The sequence below is a fragment of the Corynebacterium sp. KPL3927 genome (assembly GCF_040225835.1).
Classification (GTDB): domain Bacteria; phylum Actinomycetota; class Actinomycetes; order Mycobacteriales; family Mycobacteriaceae; genus Corynebacterium.
In genome coordinates this window covers 16,622-32,500 of the sequence record NZ_JBEHGD010000017.1, presented here as the reverse complement: position 1 = coordinate 32,500, position 15,879 = coordinate 16,622, and the positions used below count along the sequence as shown (strand labels likewise).

Sequence of the window (15,879 nt, the reverse complement as noted above, 5' to 3'; positions counted from 1 at the left end):
GCGACTTAATCAGCCGGTTCAATGTGCCGACCTAGTAATTCACCAGCAAGGAGAATCATGCTTACGTATCACACCATCGCCGTCGGTACCGATGGCTCCGAAACTTCCCTGCGCGCCGTGCGCTCGGCTGCATCCATGGCGCGGGCATACGATGCCAAGCTCATCATCGTCTCCGCAGCCTATAACCATTCTGGCTCCATGCTCGGTGCCCCCAGCGGTGAGGGCTCCAGGCTACCGGTGGTCAGCGAAGAAATGGCCGATACCTACCTCACGAATGCGCAGCGGATTGCCGAGTCCGAAGGGGCGGAAAACATTGAAGTGGTCACCACCCCCGGTGACCCCGTCAACGCCTTAATCGAGGTCACGGAGAAATACGACGTTGAGCTCTTGGTCGTGGGCAATCGCGGCGTTAATTCCGTGCGCGGGCGCGTTTTTGGCTCGGTGCCGACGGAACTTACCCATAAATCCAAGGTGGATGTCGTGGTGGTTAATACGAGTGAAAAACGTTAATCACTTTTCATTGTTAGACTTGCAGTAACGCCAAGTTGGCACACTAGAATAGTTAGGGTACACACCCACAAAGAAAGGTCATCATGAGCGACTACAGCACGATTGTTGTCGGTACTGACGGTTCCAAGTCCTCCCTCCTCGCCGTGGAGCGAGCAGCCAAGATTGCCGCTGCATTCGATGCCACGCTGATCATCGGTTGTGCTTACTACGAGAATCAAGAGCAGGCTTCGAAGACCTTGCGTCAGGATTCCGTCACTATTCTTGGTGATGAGAAAGCCGAAGCCAACCTGCAGGCAGGCAAGGAAGAAGCGGAAAAGCACGGGGTTTCCAAGGTAGAAACCGCCGTCCGCCCTGGCACGCCGGTGCAAGCCCTGATGTCCATTGTCAATGACAATGATGCAGACCTGCTCATCGTGGGTAACCGCGGGATTAATTCCCTGACCGGTCGTCTACTCGGCTCTGTGCCAGCGGATGTGGCGCGTCAGTCCGATTGTGACGTCATGATTGTTCACACCGTTAATTAATCTAGGCCTTCGCCTGACCGGCTTTCGCCTTACCCACCGCAGCGAGTCCTTCACTGGAGCCGCGCGGTGGGTTTTGTGATCCCAGTGGGCTAGAGCACGCCGGACGTATCTCCCACTAGGGTCAGCGTTTGCGTGGCCCGGGTGATGCAGACGTACAGGTTCTGCAGCCCCTGCGGGGAGGCATCGACAATCTCGCGCGGGTTAAGCACGATAACGTGGTCGAACTCGAGGCCCTTGACTGCTTCGGCGTTCGTAGCATCAATGACCGCGGTCAGGCGGCCATCGTCTTCGGTGACAACGCCGGGGGTGAAGTCGGCATCGGCAAGCCGGCGCACCGGCACGCCGTCGCGAATGGCTATGGCCGGGGTGGCTTCCGGATCGATGGAGGCCAACAGGCCATTGGCAAGCTCGGTAATGGGCTCGGGCGTGCGGTAATTGACGGTAAGGAGGTGGTGGCGGAAGCGCTGGGCGATGAACGGCTCCAAGGCCTCGCCCCAGTCATCCACGCCGGCAGGAGAGCCTGTCTGCGAGGTATCGCCAACCAACGTCATCCACCGGGACGGGCAGCGGCGGAAGAGCATCCGCCATTCCATCGGGGTAAGTTCCTGCGCCTCGTCCACGATGATATGGCCAAACGCCCACGTGTGATCCTCCCGCGCGCGCTGCGCGGTGGTGCGCGTATCCCGTACCTCTTGACGCTGCGCTAGGGTCTCCGCGTCGATGACGTCGTGCGCCGAAAGAATCTCCGCTTCAAACATGTCATCATCGTTATCGGTGGATTCGGAGGAGGATAGGATATCCAGCGCATCTTCTGCATCCGCGATCTGTTCGCGCCACTCGGCATCCTTGGCTGCCTTCTTCTCCTCAGGATTGGGCAAGCCGATGAGGACGGCCAACTCATCCAAAAGCGCGGCATCGGAATCGGTCCAGGCGTAGCCGTCTGCGCGGTACAAGGCGGCTTGGGTCTCCTCATCGTAGCCACGGGCAGCCGAGGCAATGTGTTCGCGGGAAGACAATAAAGCGGCGAGTACCTCAGAGGGATCGAGCTCGGGCCAAAAATCATCGATGCATCCCACCACGGACTCATCAACGGCAAGATCATCGTGGAATTGGTCCACATCCGCGCGGCTTAGGAGGTTTTCCCCGCCCAGGGGATCCGTGCCCACCTTGGTGGCCATCTCTTGGGCGAGATCCTCCACGAAGTGCTCGATGAATGCCTCGCGCGCCTGATTATGCGGCTTGCGTGAGCGGCGAGCGCGGGTGCGCGCCCTCTTCACCATGGACGGCGTGATGGTCAGGGTCAGGCCATCTACGGTGATGTCCTGGGGCTCACTTGGCACCTGCTGATAATCCTTGACGGCGGCGCTCAGGATTTCCGCCATGGCCGCGCTGCCCTTAATTTCGCGGCCCACAAGCCCCTCGGTATGGGTGGGAGTGATGCCGGGGAATAGCCCACCAATGGTGGAGAGCACGACGCCGGTCTCGCCGAGCTCGGGCAGCACGCGGGAAATATAGTCCAAAAAGTTGGTATTGGGTCCAACGATGAGTACACCGGTGGAAGATAGCTGCTCGCGGTGGGTGTAGAGCAGGTAGGCAACGCGGTGTAGCGCGACGGCAGTTTTACCGGTGCCGGGACCGCCTTCTACGACCATGACGCCGCGGGTATTATCCCGGATGATTTCGTCCTGCTCGCGCTGGATGGTTTCCACGATGGACGTCATGTGTCCCGTGCGGGCGCGTTGCATGGCAAAATACAGGGCGGACTCGCTCGCCACGCCCGCCTCTTCCTCGCGCACGCCTGGGCCGTTTAATGCCTCATCATTGACATCAGTGACCGTGCGGCCGGACATGCGGATCTGGCGGCGCGTGTGTACGCCTTCAGGTTGTGCGGTGGTGGCGAGGTAAAAGGGGCGGGCCATGGGCGCGCGCCAATCCAGCAGGAGGGTGCGATAGTTTTCTTCGCGCGCATCCAAACCCATGCGGCCGATATAGCGGCGGTCCAGTCCTTCTTCAGTTGGGTTATCACCGGGAGCATCGATATCGATACGGCCAAAGACGAGCCCCATTTGTGCGACGTTGAGGCGGTCCAACTTGGCCTGGAGGCCGTGGTATTCCGTTTCGCGGCGCACTAAGGCATCGGCATCGGGGGTCGCCGGATCGACCTCGGCTTGGACCTCATTCAGGCGCGCGTTTGCCGCGGCTACCTCGTCATCGAGGCGGTCAAAGAGGCCATCGACATAGTTCTGCTCGGCTTCGATGGCTGAAATTCCAGCGTTTTCCGCGCGGCTAGATGAAGTTGCATCAGCGGGAGAATGATTGGCTGGAGAATTCTTCGGTGCAGAGTTCACAAGACTCCTCAGAATGAAACACGAAAATATGGGTGGGCGCGCATCCGCGTGCCGCGTAGGGGAGGTTCGAGTTTAGACCTTGCCGTGACAAAGAACAACGGCCCAGCGTAGGGCTGGGCCGTGTGCGAGGGTTAAGGCGAATTACTTAGCGCGCTTTTCAATCTTCTTGATAGCGGCTTCGATCTTCTTATTAGCCTTCTTCTGCAGCTTATCTGCCTGCTTGGAAGCCTTCTTAGCAGCGCGCTTGGAGTCTGCTTTGTCGAGCTTCGAGGCTGCGTCATCGGCACGCTTTTGTGCCTTGTTCGCAGCCTTGACGGCACCCTTGCGGGCGGTCTTAGTGTTGGACTCAGCGGACTTCAGCCATTCCTGCTTGTTGTCGCCAACGTAAGACTTGGCGCTATCTACGGAGTCCTCGATGAATGACTTCGCATTGTCCAAGAAGCCGCGGCCGGAATCCTGCCAGTCTTCCTTGTTGTCATCGACGTAGTCCTTGGCGTCATCAACATAGGACTTTGCGGTATCCAGCAGGCCGCGACCGGTGGACTGCCAGTCATCCTTGTTGTCATCCACGTAGGCCTGCGCCTTCTGAGAGGTTTCGTTGAACCAGTCGCCGGCCTTGTTGGACAGCTCGTTGGCGCGAGCGGAAAGCTCCTCGCGCTTTTCCTGGGACTCAGACTTGGTGGGCAGCGCCTGCTGAATCTTCTTATTGGTGCGCTCACCGGCCTTCTGTGCGCGCCAGCGCAGGGACGGCTTGCCCTCTGTGTCCTGGGTGGTGATAAAGAGCGCGCCGAGCAGGGCGGTATTGGTAATGAAGCCGTTGCGACGGTCTTCCTTGTCCTTCTTATTATCTGCGGCCCAGAAGTTATTCTTGCCCACCAAGTTGGGCAGGGTAGCGGCAGCCAGCACGGCTGCGGAGGTGCGTGGTGCCTTGCCCAGAGCCAAGGTGGTACCTGCACCGATCTTTGCGCCGCCGAGGGCGCGGGTAGCTAGTTCCGGATCGTTGGGAATCAGGTTCTTGTAACCGGAGGGGACGAACTTGCGCAGGGTCTTGAGGAAGCCTTCGGTTTCCTTGGTGTGCTCCGAGGCATTGCGCAGGTCGTCTACACCTTCCCATACAAATACCGATGCCAGCATGGGGCGGGCAAACTTGCGAATCATAGTCCTTTAAGCTCCTTAGCTCGTTGTTCTAGACCAATCGTGTGATTGACCATTATACGCTGAAATAGCCGCCTAGATCACCAACGGCGCTCCCACCAATCACCCAACTTGGGGCGTTCTTCCCCCAAGGTGGTGGGCTTGCCATGACCCGGGCGGATGATGGCGTTATCTGGGAACTCTTCGAAGACACGCTTGGTGACGTCCTTATATAGCCGCACAAAGTCGCCTTCAGAGGTCGTTCGGCCCAATCCACCGGGGAATACGGAATCTCCCACAAAGAGGTTGGTGACACCGTCAACGGTGGCCACAAGCGCGACGCCGCCGGGGGTATGGCCACGCAGGATGATGATCGGCAATTTCATGCCGGCAAAGTCGATGGAATCGCCCTCGCGCAGCTCAACGTCCACGTCTTCTGGAATGGCGGGCGAATCTATAAAGGAGGCGTAGTGTTTTGCGTTGGTTGCCTCCAAAACCTCGCCGAGAGCCCGCACGTGATCCCAGTGGCGATGCGTGGTGAGAACGGCGGTGATATCAACGCCGGCCTCGCGCGCCATGTCGAGGATGGCGGGGGCGTCATCGGCGGCATCGACAAGCAAGCCTTGATCGCCGGCGGTGAGCAGGTAACAGTTATTGTCCATCTCCGAAACGGAGATTTGGTGAAGATGTAGCTCGTTAGTCATACATTCCAGCTTACGGGTACATTCAAGGGGAGATTAAAATCTATGATGTGGAGGCTGGAGCGCAGTGGCAGAACGATTGATTGTGCGAGGCGCACGGGAACACAATCTCAAGGGCGTGGATATCGATATTCCGCGCGATAAAATGGTGGTTTTTACTGGGCTTTCGGGTTCCGGTAAGTCCTCGCTGGCCTTCGATACCATCTTTGCGGAGGGCCAACGCCGCTACGTGGAATCGTTGAGCTCTTATGCCCGGATGTTTTTGGGCCAGATGGATAAACCCAACGTGGAATACATCGGTGGCTTATCGCCGGCGGTGTCCATCGATCAGAAATCCACGAACCATAACCCGCGCTCTACCGTGGGCACGATTACGGAGATCTACGACTACCTCCGCTTGCTCTTCTCGCGCGCCGGCACGCCGCACTGCCCCAAGTGCGATGCCGTCATCGAGCGTCAGACGCCGCAGCAGATCGTCGATTCCGTGCTGGAGCAGGAAGAAAAGCTGAAGTTTCAGGTGCTTGCCCCGGTAGCGCGCAAGCGCAAGGGCGAGTTTGTTGACCTCTTCCAAGACCTTTCGGCACAGGGCTACTCCCGCGTGCGCGTGGATGGAGAGACCCACCAGTTAAGTGATCCGCCAAAGCTGAAGAAGCAGGTTAAGCACACCATCGAGGTGGTGGTGGACCGGTTGCAGGTCAAAGCCTCCCAGAAGCAACGCCTGACCGATTCCGTGGAAACGGCTTTGCGGCTTGCCGATGGCCTCGTCACCATCGAGTTCGTTGATAAAGAGGAACTCACGCATACTTATTCTGAAAAGGCGGCCTGCCCCAATGGCCATGCACTTACCATCGAGGAGTACGAGCCGCGCGCGTTTTCCTTTAACGCCCCCTTTGGCGCCTGCCCGGTCTGCGATGGCTTGGGCACTAAGCTCGAAGTGGACGTGGATCTGCTCATTCCGGATCCGGATGCCCCGGCCGTTGATGCCGTGCAGCCGTGGCATTCCAGCCCGAACTCCCGGTACTTCGTCAAACTCGTGGAAGGTTTGGGCAAAGCCATGGGCTTTGATCCGCAGACCCCCGTCAGCGAGCTGACGAAGGAGCAACGCGATGCGTTGATTTACGGCACCGAAACCGAGGTGCGAGTGCGATATAAGAACCGCTATGGTCGCCAGCGCAATTGGACCGCGCCCTTTGAGGGTGCTGTTGGTTTCCTGCACCGCAAATTGGATACCACGGATTCGCAGTCCCAAAAGGATCGTCTACTGCAATACACCCGCCGGGTGCCGTGTAGCACGTGTAAGGGAACGCGCCTGAAGCCGGAAATCCTCGCTGTGCGCTTGGCGTCGACCTCACATGGTGAACAGTCCATCGCGGGGCTCAGCGCCCTGTCCATCGAGGATGCCTCAGAGTTTTTGGATTCGCTGGTCTTGGGTCACCGCGAGGAAATTATCGCGGGAGCGGTGCTGAAGGAAACCCAGGCCCGCCTGCGCTTCTTATTGGATGTGGGCCTTAACTACCTTGCCCTGGACCGCGGCGCCTCGACCCTGTCTGGCGGCGAGGCCCAGCGCATTCGCTTGGCCACGCAGATTGGATCCGGGCTGGCAGGCGTTTTGTACGTCTTGGACGAGCCGTCCATCGGTTTGCACCAGCGCGATAATCACCGCCTGATCTCAACTCTGCAGCGCCTGCGCGATATTGGCAATACGCTCATCGTGGTCGAACACGATGAGGACACCATTCGCTCGTCCGATTGGCTCGTGGATGTGGGCCCGCGCGCCGGCGAGTACGGCGGTGAAGTGGTCTACCAGGGCGAGCCCGCCGGCGTGGAGCAGGTAAAGGAGTCTCTAACGGGGCAGTACCTATCCGGTTCCAAGGTCCTGGCCGTTCCGGATCACCGCCGCGAGATCGATAAGGACCGCACCCTGAAGGTGGTCGGCGCCCGGGAAAATAACCTCAAGGGAATCAACGTCGAGATTCCGCTCGGCGTGCTGGTGTGCATTACCGGTGTATCCGGCTCCGGCAAGTCCACCGTGGTCAATGAAATCCTGGCCAAGACCTTGGCCAATAACTTGAACCGCGCCCGGCAGGTTCCTGGGCGCGCCAAGCGCGTGGAGGGCATTGAGCACCTGGATAAATTGGTGCAGGTGGATCAGAGCCCGATTGGCCGTACCCCGCGGTCCAATCCGGCGACCTATACCGGCGTCTTTGATAAGATTCGCAACCTTTTTGCGGAGACCCAAGAAGCAAAGGTGCGAGGCTACAAGGCCGGCCGTTTTTCCTTCAACGTCAAAGGCGGCCGCTGCGAGGCCTGCCAGGGCGATGGCACCATCAAGATTGAGATGAACTTCTTGCCGGATGTCTATGTCCCGTGTGAGGTCTGCGAGGGTGCGCGCTATAACCGCGAGACCCTGGAGGTCCACTACAAGGGCAAAAACATCGCGGAAGTGCTGGACATGCCCATCTCAGAGGCAGCGGACTTCTTCGAGCCCATTACCTCCATCCACCGCTACTTGGCCACGCTTGTCGATGTCGGCCTGGGCTACGTTCGCCTCGGCCAAGCCGCCACCACGTTGTCCGGCGGTGAGGCTCAGCGCGTGAAGCTCGCTTCGGAGCTGCAAAAGCGCACCAATGGCCGCACCATCTATATCCTGGATGAGCCGACGACTGGTCTGCACTTTGAGGATATTCGCCGGTTAATGCTGGTGATTCAAGGGTTGGTAGATAAGGGCAATTCCGTGCTCATCATTGAGCACAACCTCGATGTCATCAAGGCTGCAGACTGGATTGTGGATATGGGTCCAGAAGGCGGTGCCGGTGGCGGTACCGTGGTTGCGCAGGGTACCCCGGAGAAGGTCGCGCAAGTGGAGGGTTCCTATACCGGCGGCTACCTCAAGGAAATGCTGCCTTAAAAACTAAGGGGATAGTTTCTGTGAAAAATTGTCCCCTTTCTAAAAGATGGGCTAGTCTGTGAGGAATGAATCTGCGGCGGAGAATGGGAGCGATACTGGCGACGGTATCGCTTGCTGCAGTGGCGGCGTGCTCGTCGCCGGAACAGGCGCCGGATACGGCGGCGGGGGAAGGGGCATCGGCAAGCGCTAGCGATAATGCCGATGCCGCAATCGCCAAAGATCTAGACCGCGCCATTGCGGCAGTGTCCAAGGACTATGACGCTAAGGTTGGCGTGGCCATCTCCGCCGGTGAAGAAAAAATTTCTGCGGGCGACAAAGGCGAAGGCCCAGCATGGTCCACCATCAAAGTGCCCATCGCGATTACGGCCCTGCAGGACGGCGCCGATCCATCCTTGGTGGATTTGGCCATCAAGGAATCCGATAATGATGCCGCCTACGCATTGTGGTCGCAAGTGCAGTGGGAAGAAGGTGTGGCCTCGGAGGCGGTGGAAAAACTCTTGCGCGAGCACGGCTCGAATGCCTCCATTGAGGACGATGCTTTTGGGTACTCCACCTGGCCATTGCAGGAGCAAGCAAATTTTGGCGCGCAATTGCCCTGCATCAAAGAAGCCGAATACGTCCATGAGGTATTAAATGACATCGTGGAATGGCAAAACGTTGGCCTCTCCAAACACACAAGCACCCGGGCCAAAAGCGGCTGGGGGCTCGATGAAAATAGCAATGACTACACATTCCGCCAATTCGGTGTCCATGAAAAGGACGGTAAAAGGGTAGGCGTGGCCTTGAGCGTCATCGTCGAGGGCGAGGATTATGAAAGTGGCTCCGCCGCGATCGATGACCTTGCCGATGATGTCCTTAAGGTCATCGACAAATCCATTGAAGATGAAAAACTAGAGCCCGATTCCTCCTGCGAGGATGCCTAGTATTCTGCGGTTTGCCTTAAATGGTAGCGGCTGCTAGTGTCGTATCCACTACCGCCCAAGGTACCTTTTCTAGGAACCTGGGTCACAAGCGGAGATTCTCCCACCCGATGCCGCGAACTTAAAGCTCGTTGGATAACGGTAAAGGTAACCAGACATTAGTGTCTGGCTCTGTGAGATCTCCCGGCTGCCTTTGGCAGACCGGGTTAGATTCGTTTGTGGTCCACGGTAGGTGAACTCATTACCCAAAACCCCTAATCGAGGAGAACCACAATCAGCGCTGAAGCTCGCATTAATGAGCGTATCCGAGTACCCGAGGTCCGTCTTGTCGGCCCCGGTGGTGAACAGGTGGGTATCGTCCGCACCGATGATGCCCGCAAGCTTGCTTATGAAGCTGACCTGGATTTGGTCGAGGTAGCTCCTAAGGCTAAGCCCCCAGTTGCCAAAATCATGGACTACGGCAAGTTCAAGTATGAGCAGGCCCAAAAGGCTCGCGAATCTCGTAAGAACCAGCAGCAGACCGTGGTGAAGGAACAAAAGTTCCGTCCGAAGATCGACGATCACGATTATGAGACCAAGAAGAGTAACGTAGTTCGCTTCCTGGAAAAGGGATCCAAGGTCAAGGTGACCATCATGTTCCGCGGCCGCGAGCAATCGCGACCGGAGCTGGGTTTCCGGCTTTTGGAGCGGTTGGCCGATGACGTCGCTGAGGTTGGCGTAGTTGAGTCCCGCCCCAAGCAGGATGGTCGCAACATGACCATGGTTTTGGGTCCGGTTCGTAAGGGCAAAAAGTAAACCATATTCCACGTAGGATTTAAGGACTTAATACTCATGAAGCAGAAGACCCACAAGGGCACCGCAAAGCGCATCAAGGTGACCGGTTCCGGCAAGCTGCGCCGCGAGCAGGCAAACCGCCGCCACTTGCTGGAGGGCAAGCCTTCCAAGCGTACCCGTCGCCTCAAGGGCACCGAGTCCGTCTCTCAGCCAGACACCAAGCGCGTCAAGCGCCTGCTCGGTCGCGCCTAAAAGCGCCCAATCAACCCACATCCACCATCTCAATCAGAATTTAAGGAAGTATTACTGTGGCACGAGTAAAGCGCTCAGTTAACGCAAAGAAGAAGCGTCGCGCGATCCTGAAGTCCGCCAAGGGCTACCGTGGTCAGCGTTCCCGCCTGTACCGTAAGGCCAAGGAACAGTGGCTGCACTCTATGACCTACGCTTACCGCGACCGTCGCGCGCGTAAGTCCGAGTTCCGTAAGCTGTGGATCCAGCGCATCAACGCTGCTGCCCGCATGAACGACATCACCTACAACCGCCTGATCCACGGCCTGCGCTTGGCTGAGATCGAGGTAGACCGCAAGATCCTCGCTGAGCTTGCCGTCAATGACTTCGAGGCCTTCTCCGCACTGTGCGAGACCGCCAAGGCCGCCCTGCCTGAGGACGTCAACGCACCGAAGGCTGCGTAAGCTTTTCAGCTACATAGCTGCTTGCCCACTCCATCACCGGTTAATCCCCGGCGTGGGGTGGGTTTCGTGCTATCTCAACGCCTAATGCTCGTCAAAATCGTGCACGCTGTGTGCTAGATTGATGAGTCTATAAAGCTAGTATTTGCAAGGAGACTGCCAAGCTATGATGAGCCCGTATAACCGCGAGCAACCAGAAGGCAACCCTTATTCGAGTCAATTTCCTGGCCAGGATCGGCCGTATTACTCCCAGGAATTCCACTCTGGTGGCTATCCGCAGCAGGGCTATCCTCAGCAACAATATGCGGTGGCAGGTAACCAAAAGTCCTGGGTAGCTGCGTTGCTTCTGTGCTTCTTCTTGGGCAGTGTCGGCGCGCATAACTTCTACACTGGTCGCACAACTTATGGTGTCGTGCAGTTGTCTCTCAATATCCTTGGCTGGTTTACCTTCTGGTTCCTGTTGGGCTTCCTTTTCTGGACCGTTTTAGGAATCTGGGTGTTCATTGAGTTCTTCATGATTCTCCTTGGCGTGGGCGATTACGACAAGGACGCACGGGGAGTCCCGTTAAAGAAGTAATTTTTTGCCATGGCCCTGCCGGATTTCTGGCAGGGCTTTGTCATATCTGAGGCGTGAAACGAGCAGTTCAGCGCCCAAGGTAGGGTAGGGCCTATGAATTTAGACTTTGACTCCGCCTTTACTGAACGCACTCCGCGCATCGTCAACGCGGCGAAATTGCACCGGGCTGCTAATCGTAAGAAGGCCAAGCAGTTCATTATCGAGGGCGAAAATGCGGTGGATGCTGCGGTGTCTACGGGTGCGGCCACGGATGTATTTGTGACGGAAAAGGCCGCGGAGCGCTTTGCGGACATCGTCACGGCCTGCGGCTATATGGATGTCTACGTCCACCCCATTACAGATAAGGCCGCAAAGCATCTGGCCGATACTGCGACTACGACGGGAATTTTTGCCCTGTGTAGTTCTTCGGTCTTGTGGTCCGCAGGAAAGATTCTTAATGGAAAGCCGAATTTGATTTCGGTGCCGGTGCTTACCTCGGAGCCCGGGAACGCGGGGACGTTGATTAGGACTTCGGACGCGATGGGCGCCGACGGCGTGATCTTCGCCGGCGAGACCGTGGATCCCTTAGGCAGCAAGGTTGCCCGGGCTTCGGCAGGCTCCTTATTCCACGTCCCAGTTGCACGCGATCCAAATATCAAGGACGTACTCGGCCAATTGCGCAAGTCTGGCATGCAAATCGTCGCTACGGCCGCGGATGGGGAAGTAGAGCTTGCCGATGCCGACCTCACCCAACCCACCGCCTGGCTCTTCGGCAATGAAGCCCACGGGCTGGGCGAGCTGCTTGAAGAGGCCGATATGCGGGTACGCATCCCGCTGCGGGGGCGCGCGGAGTCACTCAACCTTGCCACCGCGGCCAGTATTTGTTTGTACGAATCCGCCAAGGCACAGGAACAGAGTTAGGCCGCAATCGCGTTTATCCGCTGTAGCGAATGAAAAAGGGGTCCCTGAGACCGTCCGTGTCCTAGTGACAGAGTATGATTGCACGCGTTAGTTTTCGCGCGAGAAGAAGGTACGAAGTACGTGTCCGATACACCGCAGATCGAATTGACCGAACAGGCCCTCGGGGCCGCGGCCGATAAGGCTATCGCAGCCTTCGAAGCAGCAGAGACGCTAGAGGATCTCACCGCTGCCCGCCGCGAGCACTTAGGCGAAAACGGGTATATCCCGCAAGCCCGCCAATCCCTCGGGCAAATCCCCAAGGATCAACGCAAATCCGCCGGCAAGGCCGTCAATATGGCCCGCGGCAAGATGGAAAAACGTTTTGCGCAGGTCAAGGACGAATTGGAGCAGCAGGCTCGCGAGGCCCAGCTGAAGGCCGAAACCGTTGACGTGACCATTCCTACGACTCGGGCGCAAACGGGTGCGCTGCACCCCATTACCTCCTTATCGGAGCGCATTGCCGATATTTTCGTTGGCATGGGGTGGGAAATCGCCGACGGCCCAGAGATCGAGGCAGAGTACTTTAACTTCGATGCCCTGAACTTCAAGCCGGATCACCCAGCGCGCACCCTGCAGGATACGTTCCACGTGGGCAAGGAAGGCTCCAAGCAAGTTCTCCGCACGCACACCTCGCCGGTGCAGGTGCGCACGATGCTCGAGCGCGATGTGCCCCTGTACATCGCCTGCCCGGGGCGCGTTTTCCGAACAGACGAGCTGGACGCTACTCACACCCCGGTATTCCACCAGGTGGAGGGGCTCGCCGTGGATAGGGGTTTGACCATGGCTCATCTGCGCGGAACGCTTGAGCACCTGGCCAAAGTGCTCTTCGGCCCCGAAACCACGACGCGCATGCGCGTTAATTACTTCCCGTTCACGGAACCTTCTACCGAGGTAGATGTCTGGTTCCCCAATAAAAAGGGCGGGGCCGGCTGGATTGAATGGGGCGGTTGCGGAATGGTAAACCCCAATGTGCTGCGCGCGGTAGGTGTTGATCCGGAAGAATATACGGGTTTCGCGTTCGGCATGGGCCTTGAGCGCACCCTGCAATTCCGCAATGGACTGACCGATATGCGCGACATGGTCGAAGGCGATGTCCGCTTCACCTTGCCCTTTGGCGTACAGGCTTAAAACCCAGAAAGGATAGATACATCATGCTTATTTCCCAAGACTGGGTTACCCGTATCCTTGGCGCTTCCAATCCGAACTGGAGCGCGTCCGCTGCCGATATGGATTCCGGTTTCGTCCGTGTGGGCTTTGAAACCGAAGGATATGAGCCTATCCCTGAGACTACTGGTCCATTGGTCATTGGCCAGGTTGTAGAAATTGAAGAGCTCACGCAGTTCAAAAAGCCCATTCGGTACTGCCAAGTCAACGTCGGCCAGGCCAATGGCACCGGTGAATTGCAGGGCATTATCTGCGGTGCGCGTAACTTCCGTTTGCATGACTACGTTGTAGTCTCCCTGCCCGGCGCAGAGCTGCCCGGCGGCTTCAAAATCGCAGCGCGCGAAACCTATGATCACATCTCCAATGGCATGATGTGCTCCGCTGCTGAGCTGGGCCTTGGCGCGCAGGCAAACGGCATCATCGTGCTGGGAGAGGAAGTTGCGGACATGGTGGGCGAAGATGCCCGTCCAGTCATCGGCCTGTCCGATACTGATTTTGACGTCAATATCACCCCAGACCGCGGCTACGCACTATCCGCGCGTGGGTTAAGCCGCGAGATCGCCTCGGCCTTTGATCTGGAGTTTAAGGACGTCGCCGATGATCCAGCGGTAGCTGGAATCGATACCTCTGTTGTGCCAGAGGCCGAAGGATCGCTTCTCATCATCGATCTGCGCGAGGAAACTAAGGCGCAGCGATTTGGCGTGCGCAAGGTGACCGGCATCGATCCGCAGGCACGCACCCCATTTTGGATGGAACGCGAACTCATGCTGTGCGGCCAGCGCAGCGTCAATGTGGCAACGGATGTGACCAACTACGTCATGTTGCTCTTGGGCGCCCCGATGCACGCCTTCGATGCCAATGAAATCGCAGGCGACCTTACGGTGCGCAATGCACACGAAGGCGAGAAGTTTGAGACCCTCGATCACGTCACTCGCGAACTTTCTGGTGAAGACGTGGTCATCTGTGATGACAACGGCATTCAATCTCTAGCCGGCGTTATGGGCGGTACGAGCTCAGAGATTTCTGACCAGACCACCGATGTCTACTTTGAGTCCGCAATCTGGCATCCCATCACCGTGGCCCGCACTTCTCGCCGGCACAAGCTTTCTTCTGAGGCATCGCGCCGGTTTGAGCGCGGCGTCGATCCGGCCATCGTCGAGGTGGCCCTCGATATTGCGTGTGCGTTGTTGCACTCCATCGCGGGCGGAACGATTGACAAGGGTCGCACCCTCGTCGGTGAGGTTGCTCAGCCACAGGCTATTCGTTTGCGTGCGGAAAAGCCGAGCGAATACGCCGGTGTGGAGTACTCCCGCGAGACCGTTATCTCCCGCCTCGAAGAAGTCGGTTGCTCCGTCGAAGCAGAATCGGATTCGGTACTTAAGGTCACACCCGCGACCTGGCGTACCGATATTTCCATGGACGTTGACCTCATCGAGGAGGTCTTGCGCCTAGAAGGCCTAGAAGATATCCCCACCGTTCTGCCTACGCCAGCAGGCGGTCGTGGTTTGCCCCTAGCGCAAAAGCGCCGCCGCGCCATCGGCCACGGTTTGGCCTATGCCGGCTACGCAGAGGTTTTGCCCACGCCGTTTATCGCAAACGACACCTTTGATGTGTGGGGCCTTGCCGCTGACGATGCCCGCCGCACTACCGTGGCAGTGCAGAACCCGTTGGAGTCTGACAAAGCCATCTTGGCCACGACCTTGCTTCCCGCAACGCTTGAGGCTTTGGGCCGCAACGTAGCTCGCGGCCGCAAGGATCTGGCGCTGTATGGCCTGCAGCAGGTGGCATTCAAGCGCGCAGAATCGTCACCGATGCCTTCCGTTGCCCAGCGTCCTGGCGATGAAGTTGTGGAAGAACTCCTGCGCACCCTCCCGGATCAGCCCTTGCACGTGGCAACCGTCGCTACGGGCAAGATGGAACACGAGGGCCCGTGGGGCGAAGGCCGCGATTACACTTATGCGGATGCCATCGAATCCGCACGTCTGGTTGCCCGCGCCGCGGGCCTTGATATCGAGGTCGAAGCCGCGCAACACCTGCCGTGGCACCCAGGCCGGTGCGCCGCCATCAAGGTGCCAGGATCAGATGACATCGTGGGCTACGCCGGCGAATTGCACCCCCAGATTCTTGAGGCGCTCAACTTGCCGCCGCGCACGTGTGCGATGGAGCTTAATATCACGGCGCTGCCGTTGACGGAGCGCTTCCCAGCGCCGGTGCTGTCTGCATTCCCAGCTTTGCACCAAGACATCGCGCTGGTGGTGGATGAGGATATCCCAGCAGAAAAGGTGCGCGCCACGGTGGAGGAGGGAGCTGGCGATCTCATCGAGTCGGTCGACCTCTTCGATATTTTCCGCGGTGAGCAATTGGGCGAGGGCAAAAAATCCTTAGCTTTCCAGCTGCAATTCCGCGCTGCAGACCGTACCTTGACCGATGAGGAGGTCAACGAGCACCGCACTACAGCCGCCGAATTGGCCAAGCAGCGCTTCGGCGCAGAAATGCGAGCATAGGGCAGACCCAGTAGTCCAGCCCTTTGCATTAAACGGCGAAGAACCAGACTTTGGTGGCACATAAGCCACTCGGGTCTTGGGTCTTCGCCGTTATGCTATTTCATGCAGATGTTTATTATTTTCACTCCTTATGAGCTGCGAAAAGTAATCCAATTCACTGAATAACATACAGTGGAGCGTATTTCTT

At 58.0% G+C, this 15,879-nt stretch carries 14 protein-coding genes; 11 read left to right on the top strand and 3 right to left on the bottom strand.

Features of this window, described 5'->3' with window-relative positions:
* Window positions 1-57: 57 nt before the first annotated feature.
* Both ABRP86_RS08680 and ABRP86_RS08675 read left to right on the top strand, forming a co-directional pair.
* Window positions 58-510, top strand: a complete 453-nt coding sequence (locus ABRP86_RS08680; RefSeq protein WP_005280318.1) for a universal stress protein — start codon at window positions 58-60, stop codon at window positions 508-510.
* Window positions 511-593: 83 nt separating this feature from the next.
* The gene (locus tag ABRP86_RS08675) at window positions 594-1,034 is read left to right on the top strand and encodes a universal stress protein (protein WP_005282685.1); all 441 of its coding nucleotides are present in this window, start codon (window positions 594-596) and stop codon (window positions 1,032-1,034) included.
* An 89-nt stretch (window positions 1,035-1,123) separates the two neighbouring features.
* On the opposite strand, the gene ABRP86_RS08670 is transcribed toward ABRP86_RS08675, so the two are convergent.
* From ABRP86_RS08670 to ABRP86_RS08660, 3 genes are all read right to left on the bottom strand, one after another.
* Window positions 1,124-3,382: a HelD family protein gene (locus ABRP86_RS08670; RefSeq protein WP_502880312.1), complete on the bottom strand. Its 2,259-nt coding sequence runs from the start codon at window positions 3,380-3,382 to the stop codon at window positions 1,124-1,126.
* 141 nt (window positions 3,383-3,523) lie between these two features.
* Window positions 3,524-4,540, bottom strand: coding sequence for a DoxX family protein (locus ABRP86_RS08665; protein ID WP_349853196.1), 1,017 nt, complete (start codon window positions 4,538-4,540; stop codon window positions 3,524-3,526).
* A 77-nt stretch (window positions 4,541-4,617) separates the two neighbouring features.
* Complete coding sequence (locus tag ABRP86_RS08660; RefSeq protein WP_349853197.1) at window positions 4,618-5,220, bottom strand: MBL fold metallo-hydrolase; 603 nt, start codon at window positions 5,218-5,220, stop codon at window positions 4,618-4,620.
* 64 nt (window positions 5,221-5,284) lie between these two features.
* Between ABRP86_RS08660 and uvrA the strand changes: the two genes are divergently transcribed.
* The 9 genes from uvrA to pheT all read left to right on the top strand — a co-directional run bounded on the left by uvrA (window position 5,285) and on the right by pheT (window position 15,692).
* Entirely contained in the window at window positions 5,285-8,125 is a 2,841-nt protein-coding gene (uvrA, locus tag ABRP86_RS08655) for an excinuclease ABC subunit UvrA (protein ID WP_349853199.1), read from the top strand.
* A gap of 65 nt (window positions 8,126-8,190) precedes the next feature.
* Entirely contained in the window at window positions 8,191-9,048 is an 858-nt protein-coding gene (locus ABRP86_RS08650; protein ID WP_349863742.1) for a serine hydrolase, read from the top strand.
* A 270-nt stretch (window positions 9,049-9,318) separates the two neighbouring features.
* Window positions 9,319-9,840, top strand: coding sequence for a translation initiation factor IF-3 (gene infC / locus ABRP86_RS08645; RefSeq protein WP_081443661.1), 522 nt, complete (start codon window positions 9,319-9,321; stop codon window positions 9,838-9,840).
* Window positions 9,841-9,876: 36 nt separating this feature from the next.
* Entirely contained in the window at window positions 9,877-10,071 is a 195-nt protein-coding gene (rpmI, locus tag ABRP86_RS08640; RefSeq protein WP_239269865.1) for a 50S ribosomal protein L35, read from the top strand.
* A gap of 56 nt (window positions 10,072-10,127) precedes the next feature.
* Window positions 10,128-10,511 carry a 50S ribosomal protein L20 gene (gene rplT, locus ABRP86_RS08635; RefSeq protein WP_023017886.1) on the top strand — a complete coding sequence of 128 codons (384 nt, stop codon included), beginning with the start codon at window positions 10,128-10,130 and terminating at the stop codon, window positions 10,509-10,511.
* 163 nt (window positions 10,512-10,674) lie between these two features.
* The gene (locus ABRP86_RS08630; RefSeq protein ID WP_349853202.1) at window positions 10,675-11,085 is read left to right on the top strand and encodes a TM2 domain-containing protein; all 411 of its coding nucleotides are present in this window, start codon (window positions 10,675-10,677) and stop codon (window positions 11,083-11,085) included.
* Window positions 11,086-11,178: 93 nt separating this feature from the next.
* On the top strand, window positions 11,179-11,985 hold the full coding sequence (locus ABRP86_RS08625) for a TrmH family RNA methyltransferase (protein ID WP_349853203.1): 807 nt from the start codon (window positions 11,179-11,181) through the stop codon (window positions 11,983-11,985).
* 120 nt (window positions 11,986-12,105) lie between these two features.
* Window positions 12,106-13,152 (top strand): phenylalanine--tRNA ligase subunit alpha, encoded by a 1,047-nt coding sequence (gene pheS, locus ABRP86_RS08620; protein ID WP_349853205.1) that lies wholly within the window; start codon window positions 12,106-12,108, stop codon window positions 13,150-13,152.
* A 23-nt stretch (window positions 13,153-13,175) separates the two neighbouring features.
* Window positions 13,176-15,692 carry a phenylalanine--tRNA ligase subunit beta gene (gene pheT / locus ABRP86_RS08615; RefSeq protein WP_349863739.1) on the top strand — a complete coding sequence of 839 codons (2,517 nt, stop codon included), beginning with the start codon at window positions 13,176-13,178 and terminating at the stop codon, window positions 15,690-15,692.
* Window positions 15,693-15,879: the final 187 nt, after the last annotated feature.